The sequence below is a fragment of the Streptococcus parasanguinis genome (assembly GCF_001073155.1).
Lineage (GTDB): Bacteria > Bacillota > Bacilli > Lactobacillales > Streptococcaceae > Streptococcus > Streptococcus parasanguinis_D.
This window is the reverse complement of record NZ_JVEE01000016.1, coordinates 20782-39646: the sequence shown is the minus strand read 5'-3', so window position 1 is coordinate 39646 and position 18865 is coordinate 20782. Positions and strand designations below refer to the sequence as shown.

At 43.7% G+C, this 18865-nt stretch carries 19 protein-coding genes; all 19 read left to right on the top strand.

Annotation, left to right across the window (positions count from 1 at the left end; genetic code table 11):
- The first annotated feature begins 18 nt into the window (after positions 1-18).
- Complete coding sequence (locus ADH92_RS01710; RefSeq protein WP_049496462.1) at positions 19-615, top strand: SP0191 family lipoprotein; 597 nt, start codon at positions 19-21, stop codon at positions 613-615.
- A 124-nt stretch (positions 616-739) separates the two neighbouring features.
- Complete coding sequence (locus ADH92_RS01705) at positions 740-1006, top strand: IreB family regulatory phosphoprotein (protein ID WP_003002070.1); 267 nt, start codon at positions 740-742, stop codon at positions 1004-1006.
- Entirely contained in the window at positions 1006-1425 is a 420-nt protein-coding gene (gene ruvX, locus ADH92_RS01700; protein WP_023919889.1) for a Holliday junction resolvase RuvX, read from the top strand. Before ADH92_RS01705 ends, ruvX begins: the two co-directional genes overlap by 1 nt.
- 22 nt (positions 1426-1447) lie before the next feature.
- Positions 1448-1753, top strand: coding sequence for a DUF1292 domain-containing protein (locus ADH92_RS01695; protein WP_003001941.1), 306 nt, complete (start codon positions 1448-1450; stop codon positions 1751-1753).
- A 347-nt stretch (positions 1754-2100) separates the two neighbouring features.
- Positions 2101-3333, top strand: a complete 1233-nt coding sequence (locus ADH92_RS01690; RefSeq protein ID WP_049496457.1) for a bifunctional folylpolyglutamate synthase/dihydrofolate synthase — start codon at positions 2101-2103, stop codon at positions 3331-3333.
- Positions 3334-3409: 76 nt separating this feature from the next.
- A complete protein-coding gene (locus tag ADH92_RS01685; RefSeq protein ID WP_049496455.1) occupies positions 3410-3820 on the top strand; it encodes an SP_0198 family lipoprotein in 411 nt (136 codons plus the stop codon).
- 278 nt (positions 3821-4098) lie between these two features.
- On the top strand, positions 4099-5634 hold the full coding sequence (cls, locus tag ADH92_RS01680; RefSeq protein ID WP_049496452.1) for a cardiolipin synthase: 1536 nt from the start codon (positions 4099-4101) through the stop codon (positions 5632-5634).
- A 168-nt stretch (positions 5635-5802) separates the two neighbouring features.
- Positions 5803-7641, top strand: a complete 1839-nt coding sequence (locus ADH92_RS01675) for an MFS transporter (protein WP_049496448.1) — start codon at positions 5803-5805, stop codon at positions 7639-7641.
- Positions 7642-7763: 122 nt separating this feature from the next.
- A complete protein-coding gene (nrdD, locus tag ADH92_RS01670) occupies positions 7764-9974 on the top strand; it encodes an anaerobic ribonucleoside-triphosphate reductase (protein WP_049496507.1) in 2211 nt (736 codons plus the stop codon).
- A gap of 11 nt (positions 9975-9985) precedes the next feature.
- On the top strand, positions 9986-10126 hold the full coding sequence (locus ADH92_RS10795; RefSeq protein ID WP_003002079.1) for a hypothetical protein: 141 nt from the start codon (positions 9986-9988) through the stop codon (positions 10124-10126).
- A gap of 38 nt (positions 10127-10164) precedes the next feature.
- Positions 10165-10665 (top strand): GNAT family N-acetyltransferase, encoded by a 501-nt coding sequence (locus ADH92_RS01665; RefSeq protein ID WP_041826497.1) that lies wholly within the window; start codon positions 10165-10167, stop codon positions 10663-10665.
- Positions 10666-10669: 4 nt separating this feature from the next.
- Positions 10670-11275 carry an anaerobic ribonucleoside-triphosphate reductase activating protein gene (gene nrdG / locus ADH92_RS01660; protein ID WP_049496440.1) on the top strand — a complete coding sequence of 202 codons (606 nt, stop codon included), beginning with the start codon at positions 10670-10672 and terminating at the stop codon, positions 11273-11275.
- Between the two features lie 188 nt (positions 11276-11463).
- Positions 11464-12933, top strand: coding sequence for an LCP family glycopolymer transferase CpsA (cpsA, locus tag ADH92_RS01655; protein ID WP_049496437.1), 1470 nt, complete (start codon positions 11464-11466; stop codon positions 12931-12933).
- The gene (gene cps4B / locus ADH92_RS01650) at positions 12930-13661 is read left to right on the top strand and encodes a capsular polysaccharide biosynthesis protein Cps4B (RefSeq protein WP_045760016.1); all 732 of its coding nucleotides are present in this window, start codon (positions 12930-12932) and stop codon (positions 13659-13661) included. The genes cpsA and cps4B overlap by 4 nt, the downstream gene beginning before the upstream one ends.
- A 44-nt stretch (positions 13662-13705) precedes the next feature.
- Entirely contained in the window at positions 13706-14401 is a 696-nt protein-coding gene (locus tag ADH92_RS01645) for a Wzz/FepE/Etk N-terminal domain-containing protein (protein ID WP_049496430.1), read from the top strand.
- A 12-nt stretch (positions 14402-14413) separates the two neighbouring features.
- Complete coding sequence (locus ADH92_RS01640) at positions 14414-15106, top strand: tyrosine-protein kinase (protein ID WP_049496427.1); 693 nt, start codon at positions 14414-14416, stop codon at positions 15104-15106.
- Between the two features lie 19 nt (positions 15107-15125).
- Positions 15126-16502 (top strand): sugar transferase, encoded by a 1377-nt coding sequence (locus tag ADH92_RS01635; RefSeq protein WP_049496424.1) that lies wholly within the window; start codon positions 15126-15128, stop codon positions 16500-16502.
- Between the two features lie 38 nt (positions 16503-16540).
- Positions 16541-17713 carry a beta 1-4 rhamnosyltransferase Cps2T gene (gene cps2T, locus ADH92_RS01630; RefSeq protein WP_049496421.1) on the top strand — a complete coding sequence of 391 codons (1173 nt, stop codon included), beginning with the start codon at positions 16541-16543 and terminating at the stop codon, positions 17711-17713.
- Positions 17714-17715: 2 nt separating this feature from the next.
- A complete protein-coding gene (locus ADH92_RS01625) occupies positions 17716-18864 on the top strand; it encodes a glycosyltransferase family 4 protein (RefSeq protein WP_049496419.1) in 1149 nt (382 codons plus the stop codon).
- The last annotated feature ends 1 nt before the right edge of the window (position 18865 follow it).

The following is an 18865-nucleotide window of genomic DNA, read 5'->3' as shown; positions in this document are numbered from 1 at the left end:
ACTAGTAAGGAATGGAAAATGAAAAGGAAAATCTTCTTATTGGGTGCGCTTGCCTTGTGTTTGACTGGATGCGGTCAAAAAAAGCAAGTGAAAACGCCAACCTCAAGTGAGCAAAAAGCAATCCAAGCGAAAGCAGAGCAACTGCAAAAGGATAATAAGAATATTCTGCAAAAAGCTGAAGAAAACAAGGTCATCACTAGAACCTTTGTCTTTCCAAAAGATGACAAGGGGACACAACAGACGCAAATCGTCACCTATGTGGGGAATACCTTTAAAAAATTGGAGACCATCAATGTGACGGCAACCGATGAGGAGTTGAAAAAAGGGATCCAACAGGTTGGAGTAGAGGAAGCGCAAAAGCAATTGAGAGAATCCTTTAACAAGGATGATGCCTTTAAGGAAGCTTTGACAGTGCCAGGTTTCGCAGCTGATTTAACCTTGGAAAATGAGAATGAATACAAGGTGACCATCACCTATGACTTTGAAGCGATGGATGTGAAGAAGGCTGAAGGCATGACTTACTTCAAAAACAATCACTTACCAGAGTTGTTGAAGCTGACACCGAGTCAATTTGCGGACAATCTTATCAATGCTGGAGCAAGTGAGCAAAAATAAAAAAACAGTTTAACTGAAATAGCTCAAAAATGCTTGAAAAAGCTGTAAAATCAAGGGCTTGACCATTGTGGAAAACTCTTGATTATGGTATAATAGTAATATTCTAAGGAAAGAGGGTGTTCTTGTGGGATTTACAGATGAAACAGTACGTTTTAATCTTGATGATTCAAATCGTAAGGAAATTAGCGAGACCTTGAAAGATGTGTACTTATCACTAGATGAAAAAGGCTACAATCCAATTAATCAAATCGTAGGATACGTACTCAGTGGTGATCCTGCCTATGTACCTCGTTATAATAATGCACGGAACCAAATTCGTAAATATGAACGAGATGAAATCGTTGAAGAATTGGTACGTTATTATTTGAAAGGGCAAGGAATAGACCTCTAATGAGAATTATGGGATTGGATGTTGGCTCAAAGACCGTCGGGGTTGCTGTGAGTGATCCTCTCGGTTTTACAGCTCAGGGTCTTGAAATCATCCAAATCGATGAAGACAAAAAAGAATTCGGTTTGGAGCGCTTGGCCGAATTAGTGGCTCAATATAAGGTGGACCGTTTTGTTGTAGGCTTGCCGAAAAACATGAACAACACCAGCGGACCGCGTGTGGAAGCTAGTCAGGCTTATGGCGCCATGATTGCTGAAAAGTTTGGGTTGCCTGTCGACTACCAAGACGAACGGTTGACGACAGTTGCTGCAGAGCGGATGTTGATTGAGCAAGCAGACATTAGCCGTAGCAAACGTAAAAAAGTTATTGATAAGTTAGCAGCGCAGCTTATTTTACAAAATTATTTAGATCGCAATTTTTAGAAAGAAAACGAGGAAGAATAGTATGGCACATGATCATAACCACGACCATGAAGAACGTGAATTAATCACATTGGTGGACGAACAAGGAAATGAAACCTTGTTTGAAATTCTTTTGACCATTGATGGCAAAGAAGAATTTGGAAAGAACTATGTCCTTTTGATCCCTGCAAATGCAGAAGAAGATGAAAACGGCGAAGTTGAAATCCAAGCTTATTCATTTACAGAAAACGAAGACGGAACAGAAGGCGACCTTCAACCAATCCCAGAAGACTCAGATGCAGAATGGGATATGATCGAAGAAGTCTTCAACAGCTTTATGGAGGAGTAAAAACGTCCGGGGGACGTTTTTAGCCCAACTCCGAGAAATTGGAAAGAGTTGGTAAGTCCGGGGGACGTTTTTAGCCCAGCTCCTTGAAATACGAGAGAGCTGGTAAGTCTGGGAGACTGTATCACCTCAACTCCTAGAAACAAACATCCAGTGGATGTTTTTACCCTTGCGCTAGAAACAAAGACCGCAAGTAAGTCCGGGGGACGTTTTTAGCCCAACTCCTAGAAACTAGAAAGAGTTGGAATGTCCGATGGACTTGCTGTAAAAATGAGAAAGAAATAACTACAAAAGAAAGGAGCGCAAACGTCATAAGAGGTTTTGTCGCTTTTTTCTTTTAGGAGGAAGATGTGAATAAGATTGAGCAATGGATGAATAGTCGGATCGGTCTGAATTTTCGATCGGGACTGGATCGTATGGAGCAGGCAGTCAGCCTTTTAGGGAGGCCGGATAAGGCTTATCCGATCCTTCATGTGACAGGAACCAATGGGAAGGGATCCACAATCGCCTTTCTGCGTCAATTGTTGATGGCTCACGGGAAGAAGGTTGGGACCTTTACTTCTCCTCATATGATCAGTATCCATGATCGGATTTGTATTGGGGATCAGCCAATTTCTGATGAAGATTTTACTCGGATTGGTCAAGAAGTCCAACAAATGGAGCAGGCCTTGCTTCAAACTCAGGACCAACTCTCTTACTTTGAGATTATCTGCCTCATGGCCCTCTTGTATTTTAAGGAACAGGCTGTGGATGTGGTCTTATTGGAAGTTGGTATCGGTGGGCTTCTAGATACGACCAATGTAGTGACAGGAGAGATCGCAGTGATCACTTCGGTTGGCCTGGATCACCAGGAAACACTGGGAGGGACGATTGCGGAAATCGCCCAGCAAAAGGCAGGGATCTTTAAGAAGGATAAGAAAGCTGTGGTGGGGCCCTTATCTGATGAAGCAGCAGCTGTTTGTCAAGAAAAAGCGGAGCAATTGGCTGTGGATCTCCATGCCTTTCAGAAAGATTTTGGCTTAGAGCGGGATCGTTTTTGGAATGAAAACGTGGAACTTGTCTTGCCGTCTCTGGGCTTGAAGGGTGATTACCAACGGGAAAATGCTGCAGTAGCTCTAGAGGCCTTTCTCCTCTACATGGAAGGCCTAGATCAAGAAGTGGATATGGATCAGGTCAAACTGGCCTTACAAGAGACGCGGTGGCCGGGACGTCTAGAGTTATTTGGCGACCAGTTGTATTTGGATGGCGCCCATAATCCTCACGCCATGCTGCGTTTGATTGAGTTTGCAAAGAGCTTAGCCGGGAAACGCGTGAAGATTTTATTTGGGGCCCTCAAGCGAAAAGACTACAGCGGGATGCTCGAAGCCCTTCAAACAGGTTTGCCAGAAGCTGAATTGATTTTGACGACCTTCCATTATGGAGAAGTAGTGGCGCAGGGCGATCGACAAGACCTACCCTATGTAGCTGACTACAAGGCCTATATCAAAGAATTTAGGAATCAGAGTCGTCCAGATGAGGTCTTATTTGTGACAGGATCTTTGTATTTTATTGCAGAAGTAAGGGCATTTTTATTAGAGGGGTAAACAATTGACCTAAAGACTTTCTTGGCGTATACTGGTGGTAGATAGTATACGGTTATGGCGAAAGGAGTCAATCTTAATGAAAAAAATCATGTCTATACTGACCTTGGCAGTAGCCCTTTTCCCGACTGCTTGTAGCCAGCAAGAAAAAGCAACTCAGACTTCTAGCAGCGCTAGCTCAAGTTCATCTGAGACAGCGGCTTCGACCAGTGAAAAGCCAGAGCAAGGAGTGTCTATAGACGGAAGCTATCGAGGGCAGGATGAGGAGAGTACGATTCTGCTGGTGGTGACGGGTCAAAAAGGCACATTTACAGTGCAAGACGCTGATGGCGAAGAAGAGACCAAAGAGGTTAGTATTGATCCGGTCAATCAATCCATGCGTATCGGGGATGAACCTTATCGCTATCGGATCGAAGGAGATCAGTTGTCACTAGAAGACTTAGAGCAAGCAGAGGATGATCAAGGAATTATCGTTCTGACCAAGCAATAAGGGACGAAACAAGAGGGAGAGTGGGACAGAAATCGGTAATTCGTTAGAATTCGATTTCGTCGTCCCACCTCCGCACAGTTGAGTAGGGCTGTAAAAGCTGATGAAATCAGCGTAGTAGAGCCCACTAAACCACTGCGTCTTGCTCGACAGTCCAAAAATAATTGAGAGGCTAGGACTTTTGTCCCACTCTCTTTTTGTTTGTCTAGAAGGGGTTTGGTTGGTCGTTGCAACGGGTAAAAAGAATTGGTATACTAGTAGAAAGAAAAAAGGAGGATGCTGTGACCTTTCGAAAATTACGTCTATTAATGTCCAAATATGGATTTAGTATTTTGTTTATGGGCTTTGAACTATGGGCATCCTTTGCGGCCTTCTTCTGGCTTAATAGATGGTTCCCTCATTGGCTATCTGTTGCAGTCATTGGGCTCTTATATGTGTCGACAATCTTAGCTATTGTTAATCGAAATACCCCGCCTGAAAATAAGGTGACCTGGCTCTTGATTGCCGTCATTCCTGTCTTTGGATCGCTTTTATACCTCATGTTTGGAGAGCGGCGTTTGTCCAAAAAGGAAATGATCCAGCTGAAAAATATGGAGTCCATGAAGTTTCGAGAGGACAATAGTCATCAGTTGCGTAAGGAGCTCAAGCAAGAAAGCAAGGCGGTTTATGGCTTGGTCAAGTCGATTTTGTCCATGGACCACAATGCAGATCTCTACAATGGGACGGCATCGACCTTTTACCCTCTAGGAGAGGACATGTATGAGCAACTACTAGAGGATCTGCGAGCGGCGAAAAAATTTATCTTCATCGAGTTTTACATTATTGATGAGGGCTTGATGTGGAACAGTATCTTAGAGATTTTAGAGCAGAAAGTGAAAGAGGGGGTTGAGGTCAAACTCCTTTATGATGATATCGGCTGTATGGCGACTTTGGCTGGGAACTATACCAAACGCTTGAGAAAGATGGGGATTGATGCCCATAAGTTTAACAAGGTGATCCCCCGTCTAACAGTGGCTTATAACAACCGAGATCACCGCAAGATTCTGGTCATTGATGGGCAGATCGGCTATACGGGTGGTGTCAATTTGGCAGACGAGTACATCAACCATATTGAGCGGTTTGGTCACTGGAAGGACAGTGCCATTCGTTTAGATGGACGAGCTGTTAAGGCCTTAACGCGACTCTTCCTCATGAACTGGTACATCAACCGTGGGGAAATCGAGGATTTTGACCGCTACCATATTGAAAACAAGGCAGTCGAAGGAGAAGGGCTCTACATTCCTTATGGGAGTGGACCAAAGCCGATTTACAAGTCGCAGGTCGGAAAGACGGTTTATCAAAATATGATCAACCAAGCGACGGATTACGTCTATATCACGACTCCTTACTTGATCATCGATTATGATTTGACAGAAGATATCCGCAATGCAGCCCTTCGAGGGGTAGATGTTCGGATCGTGACCCCGCATATTCCAGATAAAAAATTGATCCAAATCGTAACTCGTGGGGCTTACTTGGATCTGATGGATGCAGGAGTAAAGATTTATGAGTATACACCTGGATTTGTCCATAGTAAGCAAGTCCTGGCAGATGACGAAATGGCGGTTGTAGGGTCGATTAACTTTGACTACCGCAGTTTGGTCCATCACTATGAAAATGCCGTCTGGATGTATCGGACGCCGGCATTGAAAAAGATTCGGGAGGACTTTGACCATATCTTTGAAGTGTCTCAAGAAATTACAGAAGATACCTTCCGCTTTACATGGCACCAAAGCTTAATCAAGGAAATTATGCAATTGTTCGCACCGATGTTGTAAATGTATAAAAACGAAAATCAGAGTCAGGAATCGAGATGCCTGACTCTTTTTACATATGACTATGTGATAAGAGGCTGACAGGGTCGGCAGAATTTGGTATACTAGAGAAGATAATGGGCTTTTTTCTAAAAGGAAAGAGCAGAGGAATAGCGAAGAAAAGGAAAAAGAATGAGCGAAAAAGAGCAAGAAATGACTTCGAAAAAGTTAGGGCTTCACGTGGGAGATAGTTTTCAGGATACACGTGAAATTCGCGAAGTGCTAGATAAATCAGTCTTTCGTGAAGAAGAGCCGACTCATAGTCAGCAGGCAGAAGTCTTGGAGGAGCCGGTTGCAATGGAGGCATCAGAGAAAATTAGTGATGCCAAGCCAGAAGCAGTAGCAGAACCTACACAAGAATTGGAACAAGAAGCGGAGCAACCGCTCAGTCGGATGAGTCGTCGTTCCCGTAAGGCGGGAGTTGAAGCGACAAAAGCAGAAGCATCTAAGGTAGAAGAGGATACGGAAGAGCTAGAAGCGGATGCGGCAGTTGATCCGATCCATCGTCAAACTAAGCGCCCAGTGCCTCTAGCGATTCCTTTTGTGTTGAGTCTCTTGATTAGTTTGCTACATGTCGGGGTGCCATTTTTAACCCGTTTTGCAACCAATCAACAATCGCAAAACTTGTATGCCGGCTGGGCTATGACCAAGGGTCAAGTACCGTTTGGTGATTTTTACGGAACCAATGGTCTCCTCTATTATGCGATCAACTGGTTGGGAAGCTTGGCTGGTGGCCATTGGCTCTTGATGATTCTCCAAGCGATTGCCCTCTTCTTTTCGGGTACCTATCTCTATCGGGTTGTGCGTTTACTGGTGTCTGATAAAGATACAGCGAAGAATGTCCAGTTACTCTTTTATTTCTTGGTGCTAGGCCTTGGTTTTGGCGGGACTTATGTAACTTTCTTTAGTCTTCCAATCCTATTTGCTAGCATGAATTTTATTTTGGCTTATCTGATTGGGCATCGTAAGGACGAAGGTTTTATCCTTTACGGTGCGATTGCAGCTGTGGCTTTCCTGATTGATCCAATGACCAGTGCCTTGTTCTACTTCTTGGCCTTCCTTGGATTAACAGCCTTTAATATCAAGCAGAAAAGATGGGCGCGTGGCTTTTATCAATTGCTGGCTACTCTTCTTGGTTTTTCACTCGTCTTTTATCCAATTGGGTATGTGACCGTTTGGAATCAAACTTTTGGCTATGCCATTAACCAAGTAACCTATGTCTTTAATGCCTTGAATTTTACTAATGGACAGGCCTTCAGTAATGCCATTTATTATGGCTTGTTGGCGCTTGCCTTTGGCTTAGTCTCTGCCTTTTTGATGTCCTTTACTAAGCAAAATAGCAGTGCTCGCCGGATCTTCCGCTTTATGGGATGGGCAGGTAGCCTGGTAGTCCTCATCGTGTCTATTGGTCTTCCTGAACAGGGCGCTTACCAATTGTTGCCAATGTTGCCATTTGTTCTTCCCTTGTTTGCGATTTGGTTTTCACGAGATGGGGAAGAAAACGATGGGATCGAACGTCGTGGTCGGAAGAAGAAAAACAAGGAAGTTTGGGCCGCTTACTTTACGAGCCAAGTTTTCTTACCGCTAGTAGCCCTTGTCTACCTGTTGGCGAATCCGGTGGTTCAAGATGTTGTGCTTCAGTCTGGTCAATCGAGTGAACGGAGTGCTATTGCCAGCTACATTAAAAATCACACCAAGTCGAAAGATACCATTTATGCTTGGGATGCGACAGCTACTCTCTATCAAGAAAGCGATCGTTTGGCAGCATCTGCTTTATTGACTCCGACGTCTTATCTGGGGATAAATGAAAATCGGACCAATGTGATTCAACAAATCGATCGGTCTGAACCCAAGTATATTGTAGTCAACAATCAGGTAGAGTTGACCTCTGATATGAAGAACTTGCTGAAAGAAAATTACCGTCTAGTTGAGAAGAAATACCGTCATTTCAAACTCTATCAACGGTCTTAATGAAATCAATATCTTGTGTTTTGGAAAGTTTTTTAGAATTTTCACCACAAGATATTGATTTTTATTTTTGGAGTGGTATAATACAACTTGTATGTAAATGAATGAAGAAAGGCATGTTTGGTATGATCACCTTGAGAGAAGAAAAACTGAGAATGGCCCCGGATATTTTTGTTGAAAAACGAGATGGCCGTCGTGTTCAATTCGATGTTGAAAAAATTTATAAAGCCTTGTTGAAGGCAACAGAAGAAGTGGCTTCTCTCACTCCCGTGCTGGAAGCCAAACTAGAAGCCATTGTTGATCGTGTGATCGCAGAGATCTTGGAGCGATTCCCAAAGGGCGTGAAGATCTATGAGATCCAAAATGTCGTTGAACATGAATTGCTTCAAGCCAACGAATATGCGATTGCTGAGAGCTACATTACTTATCGGACTCAGCGGGATTTTGAGCGCTCAAAAGCGACGGACATCAACTTTACCATCGGCAAACTCCTCAACAAGGACCAAGCTGTCGTCAATGAAAATGCCAATAAGGATAGCGATGTCTTTAATACGCAACGGGATTTGACTGCGGGGATCGTCGGTAAGTCTATTGGTCTCAAAATGTTGCCCAAACACGTAGCCAATGCTCACCAAAAAGGGGACATCCACTACCATGATTTGGACTATAGTCCTTATACACCGATGACCAACTGCTGTTTGATTGATTTTGAAGGCATGCTCAGAAATGGCTTTAAGATTGGGAATGCAGAAGTAGAAAGTCCTAAGTCTATCCAAACTGCAACGGCTCAAATCTCGCAGATTATTGCCAATGTAGCTTCTAGTCAGTACGGGGGGTGCTCAGCTGACCGGATCGATGAAGTCTTGGCCCCTTATGCAGAAAAGAACTACCAAAAACACTTGGCAGATGCCAAAGAGTGGGTGCTTCCTGAAAAGCAAGAGGACTATGCTTGGAGCAAGACTCAAAAAGATATCTATGATGCCATGCAATCGCTGGAATATGAGATCAATACCCTCTTTACTTCGAACGGGCAAACTCCCTTTACTTCGCTTGGCTTTGGTCTTGGAACCAATCGCTTCGAACGGGAAATCCAAAAGGCGATTTTGGAAATTAGAATCAAGGGACTTGGATCGGAACATCGGACAGCCATCTTTCCAAAGCTGATCTTTACCCTCAAGCGGGGGCTCAACCTAGAACCTGGAACTCCTAACTATGATATCAAGCAATTGGCCTTGGAATGTGCCACTAAGCGCATGTACCCAGACGTTTTGTCTTATGACAAGATTGTAGAATTAACAGGCTCCTTCAAGGTGCCGATGGGATGTCGCTCTTTCCTTCAAGGTTGGAAGGACGAGAATGGTGTGGAAGTCAATTCTGGCCGGATGAATCTTGGAGTCGTGACAGTCAATCTACCCCGAATTGCTTTGGAGTCGGACGGCGACAAGGAAAAGTTCTGGCAAATCTTTAATGAACGGATGAATATCGCTGAGGATGCCTTGGTTTACCGGGTGGAACGCACCAAAGAAGCGACACCAGCCAATGCACCGATTCTCTACCAATATGGGGCTTTCGGGAAACGCTTGGGTAAATATGACCAGGTAGATCAGCTCTTCCGTCATCGCAGAGCAACTGTTTCTCTTGGCTATATCGGACTCTATGAAGTCGCAACTGTCTTTTATGGTCCAAATTGGGAACACAATCCAGAAGCCAAACAATTCACGATTGATATCATCAAGGATATGAAAGCGCGCGTGGAAGAATGGTCTGACCAATATGATTACCACTTCTCTATCTATTCGACACCGTCAGAAAGCTTGACAGATCGCTTCTGTCGCCTGGATAAGGAGAAATTTGGTAAGGTTCCAGATATCACAGACAAGGAATACTACACCAATAGTTTCCACTACGATGTTCGTAAGAACCCAACGCCATTTGAGAAGTTGGATTTTGAAAAAGTTTATCCTGAAGCTGGAGCTTCTGGTGGCTTTATCCACTATTGTGAATACCCTGTGCTCCAACAAAATCCAAAAGCCCTTGAGGCGGTTTGGGATTATGCCTATGACCGGGTCGGTTATCTCGGAACCAATACGCCGATTGACCGTTGTTACAAGTGTGATTTTGAGGGAGATTTCACGCCGACTGAGCGCGGATTTGCTTGTCCAAACTGTGGCAATAGCGATCCGAAAACGGTTGATGTGGTCAAACGGACCTGTGGTTATCTCGGAAACCCTCAAGCTCGTCCGATGGTCAATGGCCGTCATAAGGAAATCGCGGCGCGGGTCAAACACATGAATGGATCCACGATCAAATCAGTTGGACACCAAGTGACAGATTAGAAAAGGACATTATGGGAAAATACCAATTAGATGATAAGGGCAAGGCTCAGGTTCAACGATTCCACGAGAAGCATTCAAAGGGTGGAATCAATAAAAAAGACCGAGTAGCCAGCCTGAGAGAACAATTTTTAAATAAAAATAAGAAAAAGTGAGAGTTCGCTCTCGCTTTTCTCGTATGGGGGAGGTAAAGATGGAACTACGTAGACCAACTCTGGCGGATAAAGAGGCCATTCTAAGCATGATGATAGAGTTTGAAGAGACCCAATCTGCTCATGACGGCGGCTTTTGGGATGCTGAGAACTTTGATTATGAGAATTGGCTAGAAACTAACCTTAATAAAGAAATGGGAATAAACTTGCCTGAAAATCGCGTCCCATCAATTCAGTTCGTATTGTTTGATGAATCAGGCCATGCTTTAGGTTTTTTGAATCTACGGCTGAGACTAAATGAGGGATTGCTGAATTATGCTGGTCATATCGGTTATTCCATCCGCCCTTCTGAAAGGGGAAAAGGTTATGCCAAGGAAGCTCTCCATCAAGGTATGCAAGTAGCTAAAGAAAAGAACATCCATCGTGCTCTGGTGACTTGTAGCACGGAAAATCCTGCCAGCCGAGCGGTTATCTTAGCTAATGGCGGCCAATTTGAAGATGTTCGAAATGGAACGGAGCGTTATTGGATAGAAGTGGAGTAGAAGGATGACATGGAATACACCAAAACCAGGCGAATGGAAGAGTGAGGAGCTGAGTCAAGGACGCATCATCGATTACAAGGCTTTTAACTTTGTCGATGGAGAAGGGGTGCGCAACTCCCTTTATGTGGCGGGTTGCATGTTTCACTGTGAGGGCTGTTACAATGTAGCAACCTGGTCTTTCAATGCAGGCATTCCCTATACCAAAGAGTTAGAAGAGCAGATCATGGCAGATCTGGCCCAACCTTATGTTCAGGGCCTGACCCTGCTTGGGGGGGAACCCTTTCTTAACACCGGCATCCTTCTGCCCTTGGCCAAGCGCGTGAGAAAAGAATTGCCCGACAAAGACATCTGGTCATGGACAGGCTACACTTGGGAAGAAATGATGTTGGAGACCCCTGACAAACTAGAACTTTTATCTCTGATTGATATACTAGTCGATGGGCGCTATGATAAGAGCAAGCGCAACCTCATGTTGCAGTTCCGTGGCTCTTCTAACCAGCGGATCATTGATGTTCAAAAATCCCTCAAAGAAGGAAAAGTCGTCATCTGGGACAAGCTCAATGACGGCAAAGAAAGTTTTGAGCAGGTCAAACGAGATGATCTTTTGTAGGATCTTCAAAAAAACCGGGTTTTTCGCCCGGTTTTTTTGATTCTCTGCATAAGTATACAAGGGATTTTGCTTATTTCAGAAAACGCTTACTTTTCAAATACCCATAATGGACAAAAAAGTGATAATTAATGCATTTTTTGCTAAAAATATGTTACAATAAATATGATTAGGACTAATTGGAGGTATTTATGTCACAAAGGAGACGGAGTCGTCGTTCAGAATATAAGTGGGGGCAATTGCGAATCATTAATTCCGTATTGCTTATTTTTTTGCTTATGACTGCAAGTTGGGCGACCTATACCATGTTGGCCAATAACATCTTGGCTTTTCGCTATGTCAATGTTCTCGTGATGGCACTATTAGCTGTTCTCTTGCTCTTGTCAGCTTGTTTTGTGATTAAAAATCAGGCCAAAAAGACAACTTTGGTCCTGCTTCTTGTCGGCTTATTGGCTAGTTCAGGAGTTTTGTTTGCTAGTCAACAATTGCTGAATCTGACCAGTAATGTCAACGGCCACTCTAACTATACAGAGTTTGAGATGGCTGTCTATGTCAAGAAAGACAGTGACATCAAAGATATCAAAGAAATCAAGGAAGTGGTGGCACCAAAGGGCAACAATAACGAAGCCAATCTCACGGCCCTCTTGGACAACATCAAAAAGACCAAGGGTCAGGAAATTTCTGTAGTGGATGCACCAACTTATCTAGATGCCTATAAGAGCCTGCAAGAAGGGAATTCTTCTGCTATGGTCCTCAACAGTACCTTTGAAGATACCATCGCTGCAGAAGATGCGGACTATGCGAAGAAGTTGAAGAAAATCTATTCCTACAAGATCCGAAAAGAAGTGGCAGCGACGAGCAAGGTGTCTGCCGATGCGGATGTCTTTAACATCTATGTCAGCGGGATCGATACCTATGGCCCAGTAACCTCGGTTTCTCGATCAGATGTCAATATCATCATGACTGTCAATCGGAAGACCAAGCAAGTCCTATTGACAACGACACCACGGGATGCCTATGTGCCAATCGCAGATGGTGGCAACAACCAAAATGATAAGTTGACCCATGCAGGGATCTACGGAGTGGATGCTTCGATCCATACCCTTGAGAATCTCTATGATATCAAGCTCAACTATTATGTTCGTCTCAATTTCACCTCCTTCCTCAAGTTGATTGACCTTCTAGGGGGAATCGATGTGGAAAATGACCAAGAATTTACGAGCCTGCATGGCAAGTTCCATTTCCCAGTTGGTAAGGTTCATTTGAATTCAGAGCAAGCACTCGGTTTTGTTCGAGAACGCTACTCTCTTCAAGGTGGCGACAATGACCGTGGGAAAAACCAAGAAAAAGTCATTGCGGCCATTATCAAAAAGTTGACCTCAACTAAGGTCTTAAGTAACTACAACGAGATTATCGGAAACCTCCAAGATTCTGTCCAAACCAATATGCAGTTGCCGACTATGATGAACTTGATCAATACCCAGTTAGAAACGGGTGGTTCTTATGAGGTGACTTCCCAAGCGATTACTGGTCAAGGACGAAATGACTTGCCGTCTTATGCTATGCCTGGTTACAACCTCTATGTCATGGAGTTGGATCAAGCCAGCTTGACCAAGGCTAAGGAAACCATTCAAAAAGTAATGGAAGGAAAAGAAAAATGATTGATATCCATTCGCACATCGTCTTTGATGTGGATGATGGACCAAAGACAAGAGAAGATACACGTGCCTTATTGGAAGAAAGCTATCGCCAAGGGGTACGGACAATTATCTCCACTTCTCATCGTCGCAAGGGGATGTTTGAAACTCCCGAAGAAAAGATTTCTGAAAATTTTCAAGAAGTGAAAAAAATTGCGGCAGAGGTCGCGCCAGATTTGACGATTCATTACGGGGCAGAGATCTACTTTACCAATGATGTCTTGAAAAAACTGGAAGAAAAGATCATTCCACGTTTAGCTGAGACGCGCTTTGCGCTGATTGAATTTAGCATGGGAACGCCTTACAAGGAGATTCATACCGCCTTGGACCGTTTGCTCCATCTAGGTGTGACACCGGTGGTGGCCCATATCGAGCGCTACAAGTGCTTGGAGAAAAATGAGGAGCGCGTGCAAGAGATGATTGACATGGGCTGCTACATGCAGATCAATAGTTCCAGTGTTCTCAAACCTCGCCTCTTTGGGGATGAGCAAAAACAACTGAAAAAACGAGCTCGGTACTTCTTAGAAAAAGACTTGGTGCACTTTGTGGCCAGTGATATGCACAATGTGGACAAACGACCGCCTTATATGGCAGAAGCCTATCGCTTGATCAAGGAAGAATACGGAGAACAACGAGCACAAGCTCTCTTTGTCAGCAATCAAGAACTCTTGTTAGCGGATGAATTAATCTAACCAGGAAACAGGTGGAGAGATCCACATGAAGGAGTAATTAGGAAATGAACAATCAAGAAAATCAAGCAGTGGAAATTGATGTTTTCGCTATGCTGAAGACCCTATGGAAACGCAAGTTTTCGATCGTTTTGGTCGCTCTTGTCTTTGCCATTGCAGCATTTGGCTACAGTGCCTTTTTAGCCAAGAAAGAATACCAAAGTACTAGCCGGATCTATGTGGTCAGCCGTCAAAACCAAGACAACAATGCCTTGACAAACTCTGATTTGCAGGCGGGTTCTTACTTGGTTAAGGACTACCGTGAGATCATTCTTTCTCAGAATGTCTTGAGCCAAGCCATCGAAGAATTGAAACTCGATATGACACCTGCTGAATTGTTGAAAAAGATCAGTGTGTCCGTTCCAACAGATACTCGTATCCTTTCGATCACGGCTAAGGACGGAGATCCAAAAGAAGCGGCTCGTATTGCTAATGGTCTTCGGAATGTAGCAGCTGAAAAGATCATTTCTGTGACCAAGGTGTCAGATGTTACGACCTTGGATGAAGCCGAAGTGCCTCAATCACCTTCTTCACCAAATATCAAGCGCAATGTCCTTCTTGGCTTTATTGCTGGAGCTGGTTTGATGGTGGTTCTCATGGTCGTAGTAGAAGTCTTGGACGATCGTGTCAAGAGACCAGAAGACGTTGAAGAGCTGATGGGTCTGACCTTACTTGGTGTTGTACCAGATATTAAGAAACTATAGACTGGAGATCGCATGAATACGTTAGAAATTTCAAAAAACAAATTGCAAGAAATTCGAAAAGTGGAAGAGTACTTCAATGCTCTTGCGACCAATATCCAATTGAGTGGAGTGGATCTAAAAGTCATCGCTGTCTCATCTGTTCAAGAAAATGAAGGAAAATCAACCACTTCAACCAACTTGGCCGTTGCTTTTGCGCGTGCGGGTTACAAGACCCTCTTGGTCGACTGTGATATCCGGAACTCTGTCATGACAGGGATTTTCCGTAGTCGTACTAAGATTCAAGGGTTAACAGATTTCTTATCTGGTCGTAGCCAATTGGACCAAATTTTGTATGCGACTGATTTTCCAAACTTGGATATCATCGAGTCTGGACAGGTCGCACCAAACCCAACAGGTCTCTTGCAAAGCAAGAACTTCACTGTGATGATGGATGCCCTGCGTGAGCATTTTGACTACATCATTGTCGATACGCCTCCAATCGGGGTCGTGATCGATGCAGCCATTATCGCCCAACGCTGTGATGGAACTGTCTTGATCACAGAATCTGGTGCCAATGGACGCAAGGCTGTCCAAAAGGCCAAGGACCAATTAGAACAAACAGGCACACCTTTCTTAGGAGTAGTGCTCAATAAATTTAACATTAAAGCTGCTGAGTATGGTTCGTATGGTGGATACGGATCTTACGGAGAGTACGGGAAAAAGTAAAGAATAGGATTGAGGGAAAATGGGAGAAGAAAGAATCGAACTGGAAAAATTAAATATTGTTCTCTTTCAAAGTTTGGCTGTCCTATTTTCAGCTTACATTGTGAGTCTTTTTAAGGATGCAGAATACACATCGCAGACGATCGCCATTCTCTATCTCTTGCATTTTGTAGCCTTCTACATTAGCAATGTCTCCTATCGTTTTTACAGCAGAGGCTATCTGGATGAGCTCTTTCAGGTCTTGAAATACAATGTATTTTTCGCTGTTGGGATCACCTTTACCTCTTTTATGCTCGACGGGGTCTTTTCCATTTCTCGTCGGGGGATGATCTACTTCTTTCTTTTCAATACGTTTTCCGTCTACATCATGGATCTCTTGCTCAAGAGATACCGGAAGTCTGTTTCACCACGGCGGAAAAGTTCGCGAAAGATTTTCTTGATCACAGCGACCAGTCGGATGGAAAGGGTATTTGATATTCTGCATTCGCCCAGCCTCTATCATGGGGAATTGATCGGTGTCACTGTCATGGATGATACGGATTTTACCCATTCGGGTGTACGGGTGGTGCAGCCGGATCAAATGATGAACTTTGTGACCAAGGAAGTGGTGGATGAAGTGTTTATCAATCTGCCAAGTGAGGACTACAATATTAGTGACTTCGTCTCGGAGTTTGAGAGTATGGGGATCGATGTATCGGTCAATCTCAATGCCTTTAACTTCGCTTCTTTGGGCAATAAACGGGTTCGAGAAGTCGGGGGACTAAGTGTCGTCACTTTCTCAACCAATTTCTACAAACCGAGCCACGTATTGGCCAAACGTCTCTTGGATATTGCGGGAGCCCTCTTTGGTCTCTTGATTTGTGGACTAGTAAGTATTGTCTTAGTCCCTCTGATCCGTAAAGATGGCGGCCCTGCCTTCTTTGTACAGAAGCGGGTCGGAAAGAACGGACGGTATTTTAACTTCTATAAATTCCGCTCCATGCGCGTGGATGCCGAAGAGATTAAAAAAGATCTGATGGCGCAAAACACCATGACAGGTGGGATGTTTAAGATGGAAAACGATCCGCGGGTAACATCAATCGGACGCTTTATCCGTAAGACCAGTCTGGATGAATTGCCACAATTTTACAATGTTCTGATCGGTGACATGAGTCTAGTCGGAACTCGTCCTCCAACGGTAGACGAATACCAAGACTATACGCCAGCCCAAAAACGCCGACTCAGTTTCAAGCCAGGGATTACAGGCCTTTGGCAAGTGAGCGGACGCAGTGAGATTACAGACTTTGACGAAGTGGTCAAACTGAACGTTGCGTACATGGATGATTGGACGATTTGGAGAGACATTCAGATCTTGCTCAAGACCGTGAAGGTTGTACTTAGAAAAGAAGGAGCGAAGTAGGAGACTGCCTACTTCGTCCTTTCCATGTTAGGAGAAAAATGACACAATCAATTTATATCGTTGGTTCCAAAGGTATTCCAGCAAAATATGGTGGTTTTGAAACCTTTGTTGAGAAATTGACAGAATTCCAAAAAGACAAAGAAATTCAGTATTATGTGGCTTGTATGCGGGAAAACTCTGCAAAATCAGACATTACAGCAGATACTTTCGAGCATAATGGAGCAATCTGTTACAATATTGACGTCCCTAATATCGGTCCTGCGCGTGCTATTGCTTATGATATTGCGGCCCTCAATAAGGCTATTGAAATGGCTAAAGAAAATAAGGATCAAGCTCCGATCTTCTATGTCTTGGCTTGCCGGATTGGTCCTTTTATCTCAAAAATTAAAAAGAAAATCAAGGCGATCGGTGGGACCCTCATGGTCAATCCAGATGGTCATGAATGGCTTCGCGCGAAATGGAGTCTCCCAGTCCGTAAGTATTGGAAGTTTTCTGAACAACTCATGGTTAAACATGCCGACCTGTTAATCTGCGATAGCAAGAATATCGAGGCCTATATTCAAAAGGATTACGCTAAGTATCAGCCACAGACGACCTATATTGCCTATGGAACGGATACAAGCAAGTCTAGCCTGAGTAGAGAAGATGAGAAAATACGGACCTGGTTTGCAGACAAGCAAGTCTCCGAAGGAGATTACTATCTTGTTGTGGGACGTTTTGTACCTGAAAATAACTATGAGGCCATGATTCGTGGCTTTATGCAGTCCAATTCTAAAAAAGATTTTGTCCTGATTACTAATGTAGAGCAAAACAAGTTCTATGAACAGTTGCGCAAGGATACAGGATTTGATCAAGATCCTCGAGTGAAGTTTGTGGGGACTGTCTATGATCAAGAATTACTTAAATACATTCGTGAGAATGCCTTTGCTTATTTCCATGGTCATGAGGTAGGCGGGACCAATCCATCTCTTCTTGAGGCGCTCGAGTCTACTAAACTCAACCTCTTGTTAGATGTTGGTTTCAACCGAGAAGTTGGTGAAGATGGGGCGCTTTATTGGAAGAAAGATCAATTGGCACATGTCATTGATCAGGCTGAACAATTGGACGCTCAAGCCATCGCAGACCTCAATGAGAAATCAAGCCGACGGATCGCAGAAGCCTTCACTTGGGAAAAGATTGTCACAGACTACGAGAAAGTATTTAAAGGTTAGAAATGCAGAAAATATTATATCTCCACGCTGGTGCCGAAATGTATGGTGCTGACAAGGTTTTGTTGGAGCTTATTAAGGGTTTGGATAAAGATGCTTTTGAGGCACACGTTATCTTACCCAATGATGGTGTCTTAGTTGGTGCATTGGAAGAGGTCGGTGCTAAGGTTAAAGTCATTGATTACCCAATCTTGCGCCGGAAATATTTTAATCCAAAAGGAATCCTTGAGTACTTTGGTTCCTATAACCGTTACTCCAAACAAATTGCTCAATACGCTAAGGAGAATGGCATTACCCTCATTCACAACAACACCACAGCGGTTCTTGAAGGAATTTACCTCAAACGGAAGTTGAAACTTCCTCTGATTTGGCATGTGCATGAAATCATCGTTAAACCTAAAGCGATTTCTGATTTCATCAACTTTTTAATGGGTCGCTATGCGGATACGATTGTGACCGTTTCAAATGCTGTAGCCAACCACGTCAAGCAGTCTCGTTATGTCAAAGATGATCATGTTCAAGTCATCTATAATGGTGTTGACAATGCTGTTTATCAGGTGATGGATGCTAGTGCGGTTCGTGATCAGTTTGGAATTTCGCAGGATGCTTTGGTTATCGGTATGGTTGGTCGTGTGAATGCCTGGAAAGGTCAAGGCGACTTTTTAGAAGCTGTGACGCCAATCTTACAGGCCAATTCAAAAGCAGTAGCCTTTTTGGCAGGAAGTGCATTTGAAGGTGAAGAGTGGCGCGTGGATGAGTTGGAAAAGGCTATATCAGAATCACCAGTAGCTAGCCAAATCAAGCGAATTGACTATTATAGCAAGACGACAGAACTCTATAATATGTTTGATATCTTTGTCTTGCCAAGTACAAATCCAGATCCACTGCCAACAGTTGTCCTAGAAGCCATGGCTTGTGGCAAACCTGTAGTCGGTTACCGTCATGGTGGTGTCTGTGAAATGGTTAAGGAAGGCGAAAACGGCCTTCTTGCCACACCAAATCAACCTTCTGAATTATCCAAGGCTATTCAAGAATTGGCTGAGAACACTGAGAAGAGAGAACAATTTGGAAAGGCATCTGTTAAACGCCAAAAAGAACTATTCTCATTACAAAGTTATATTCGGAATTTTTCGGAGTTGTATAAGAACTATTAAG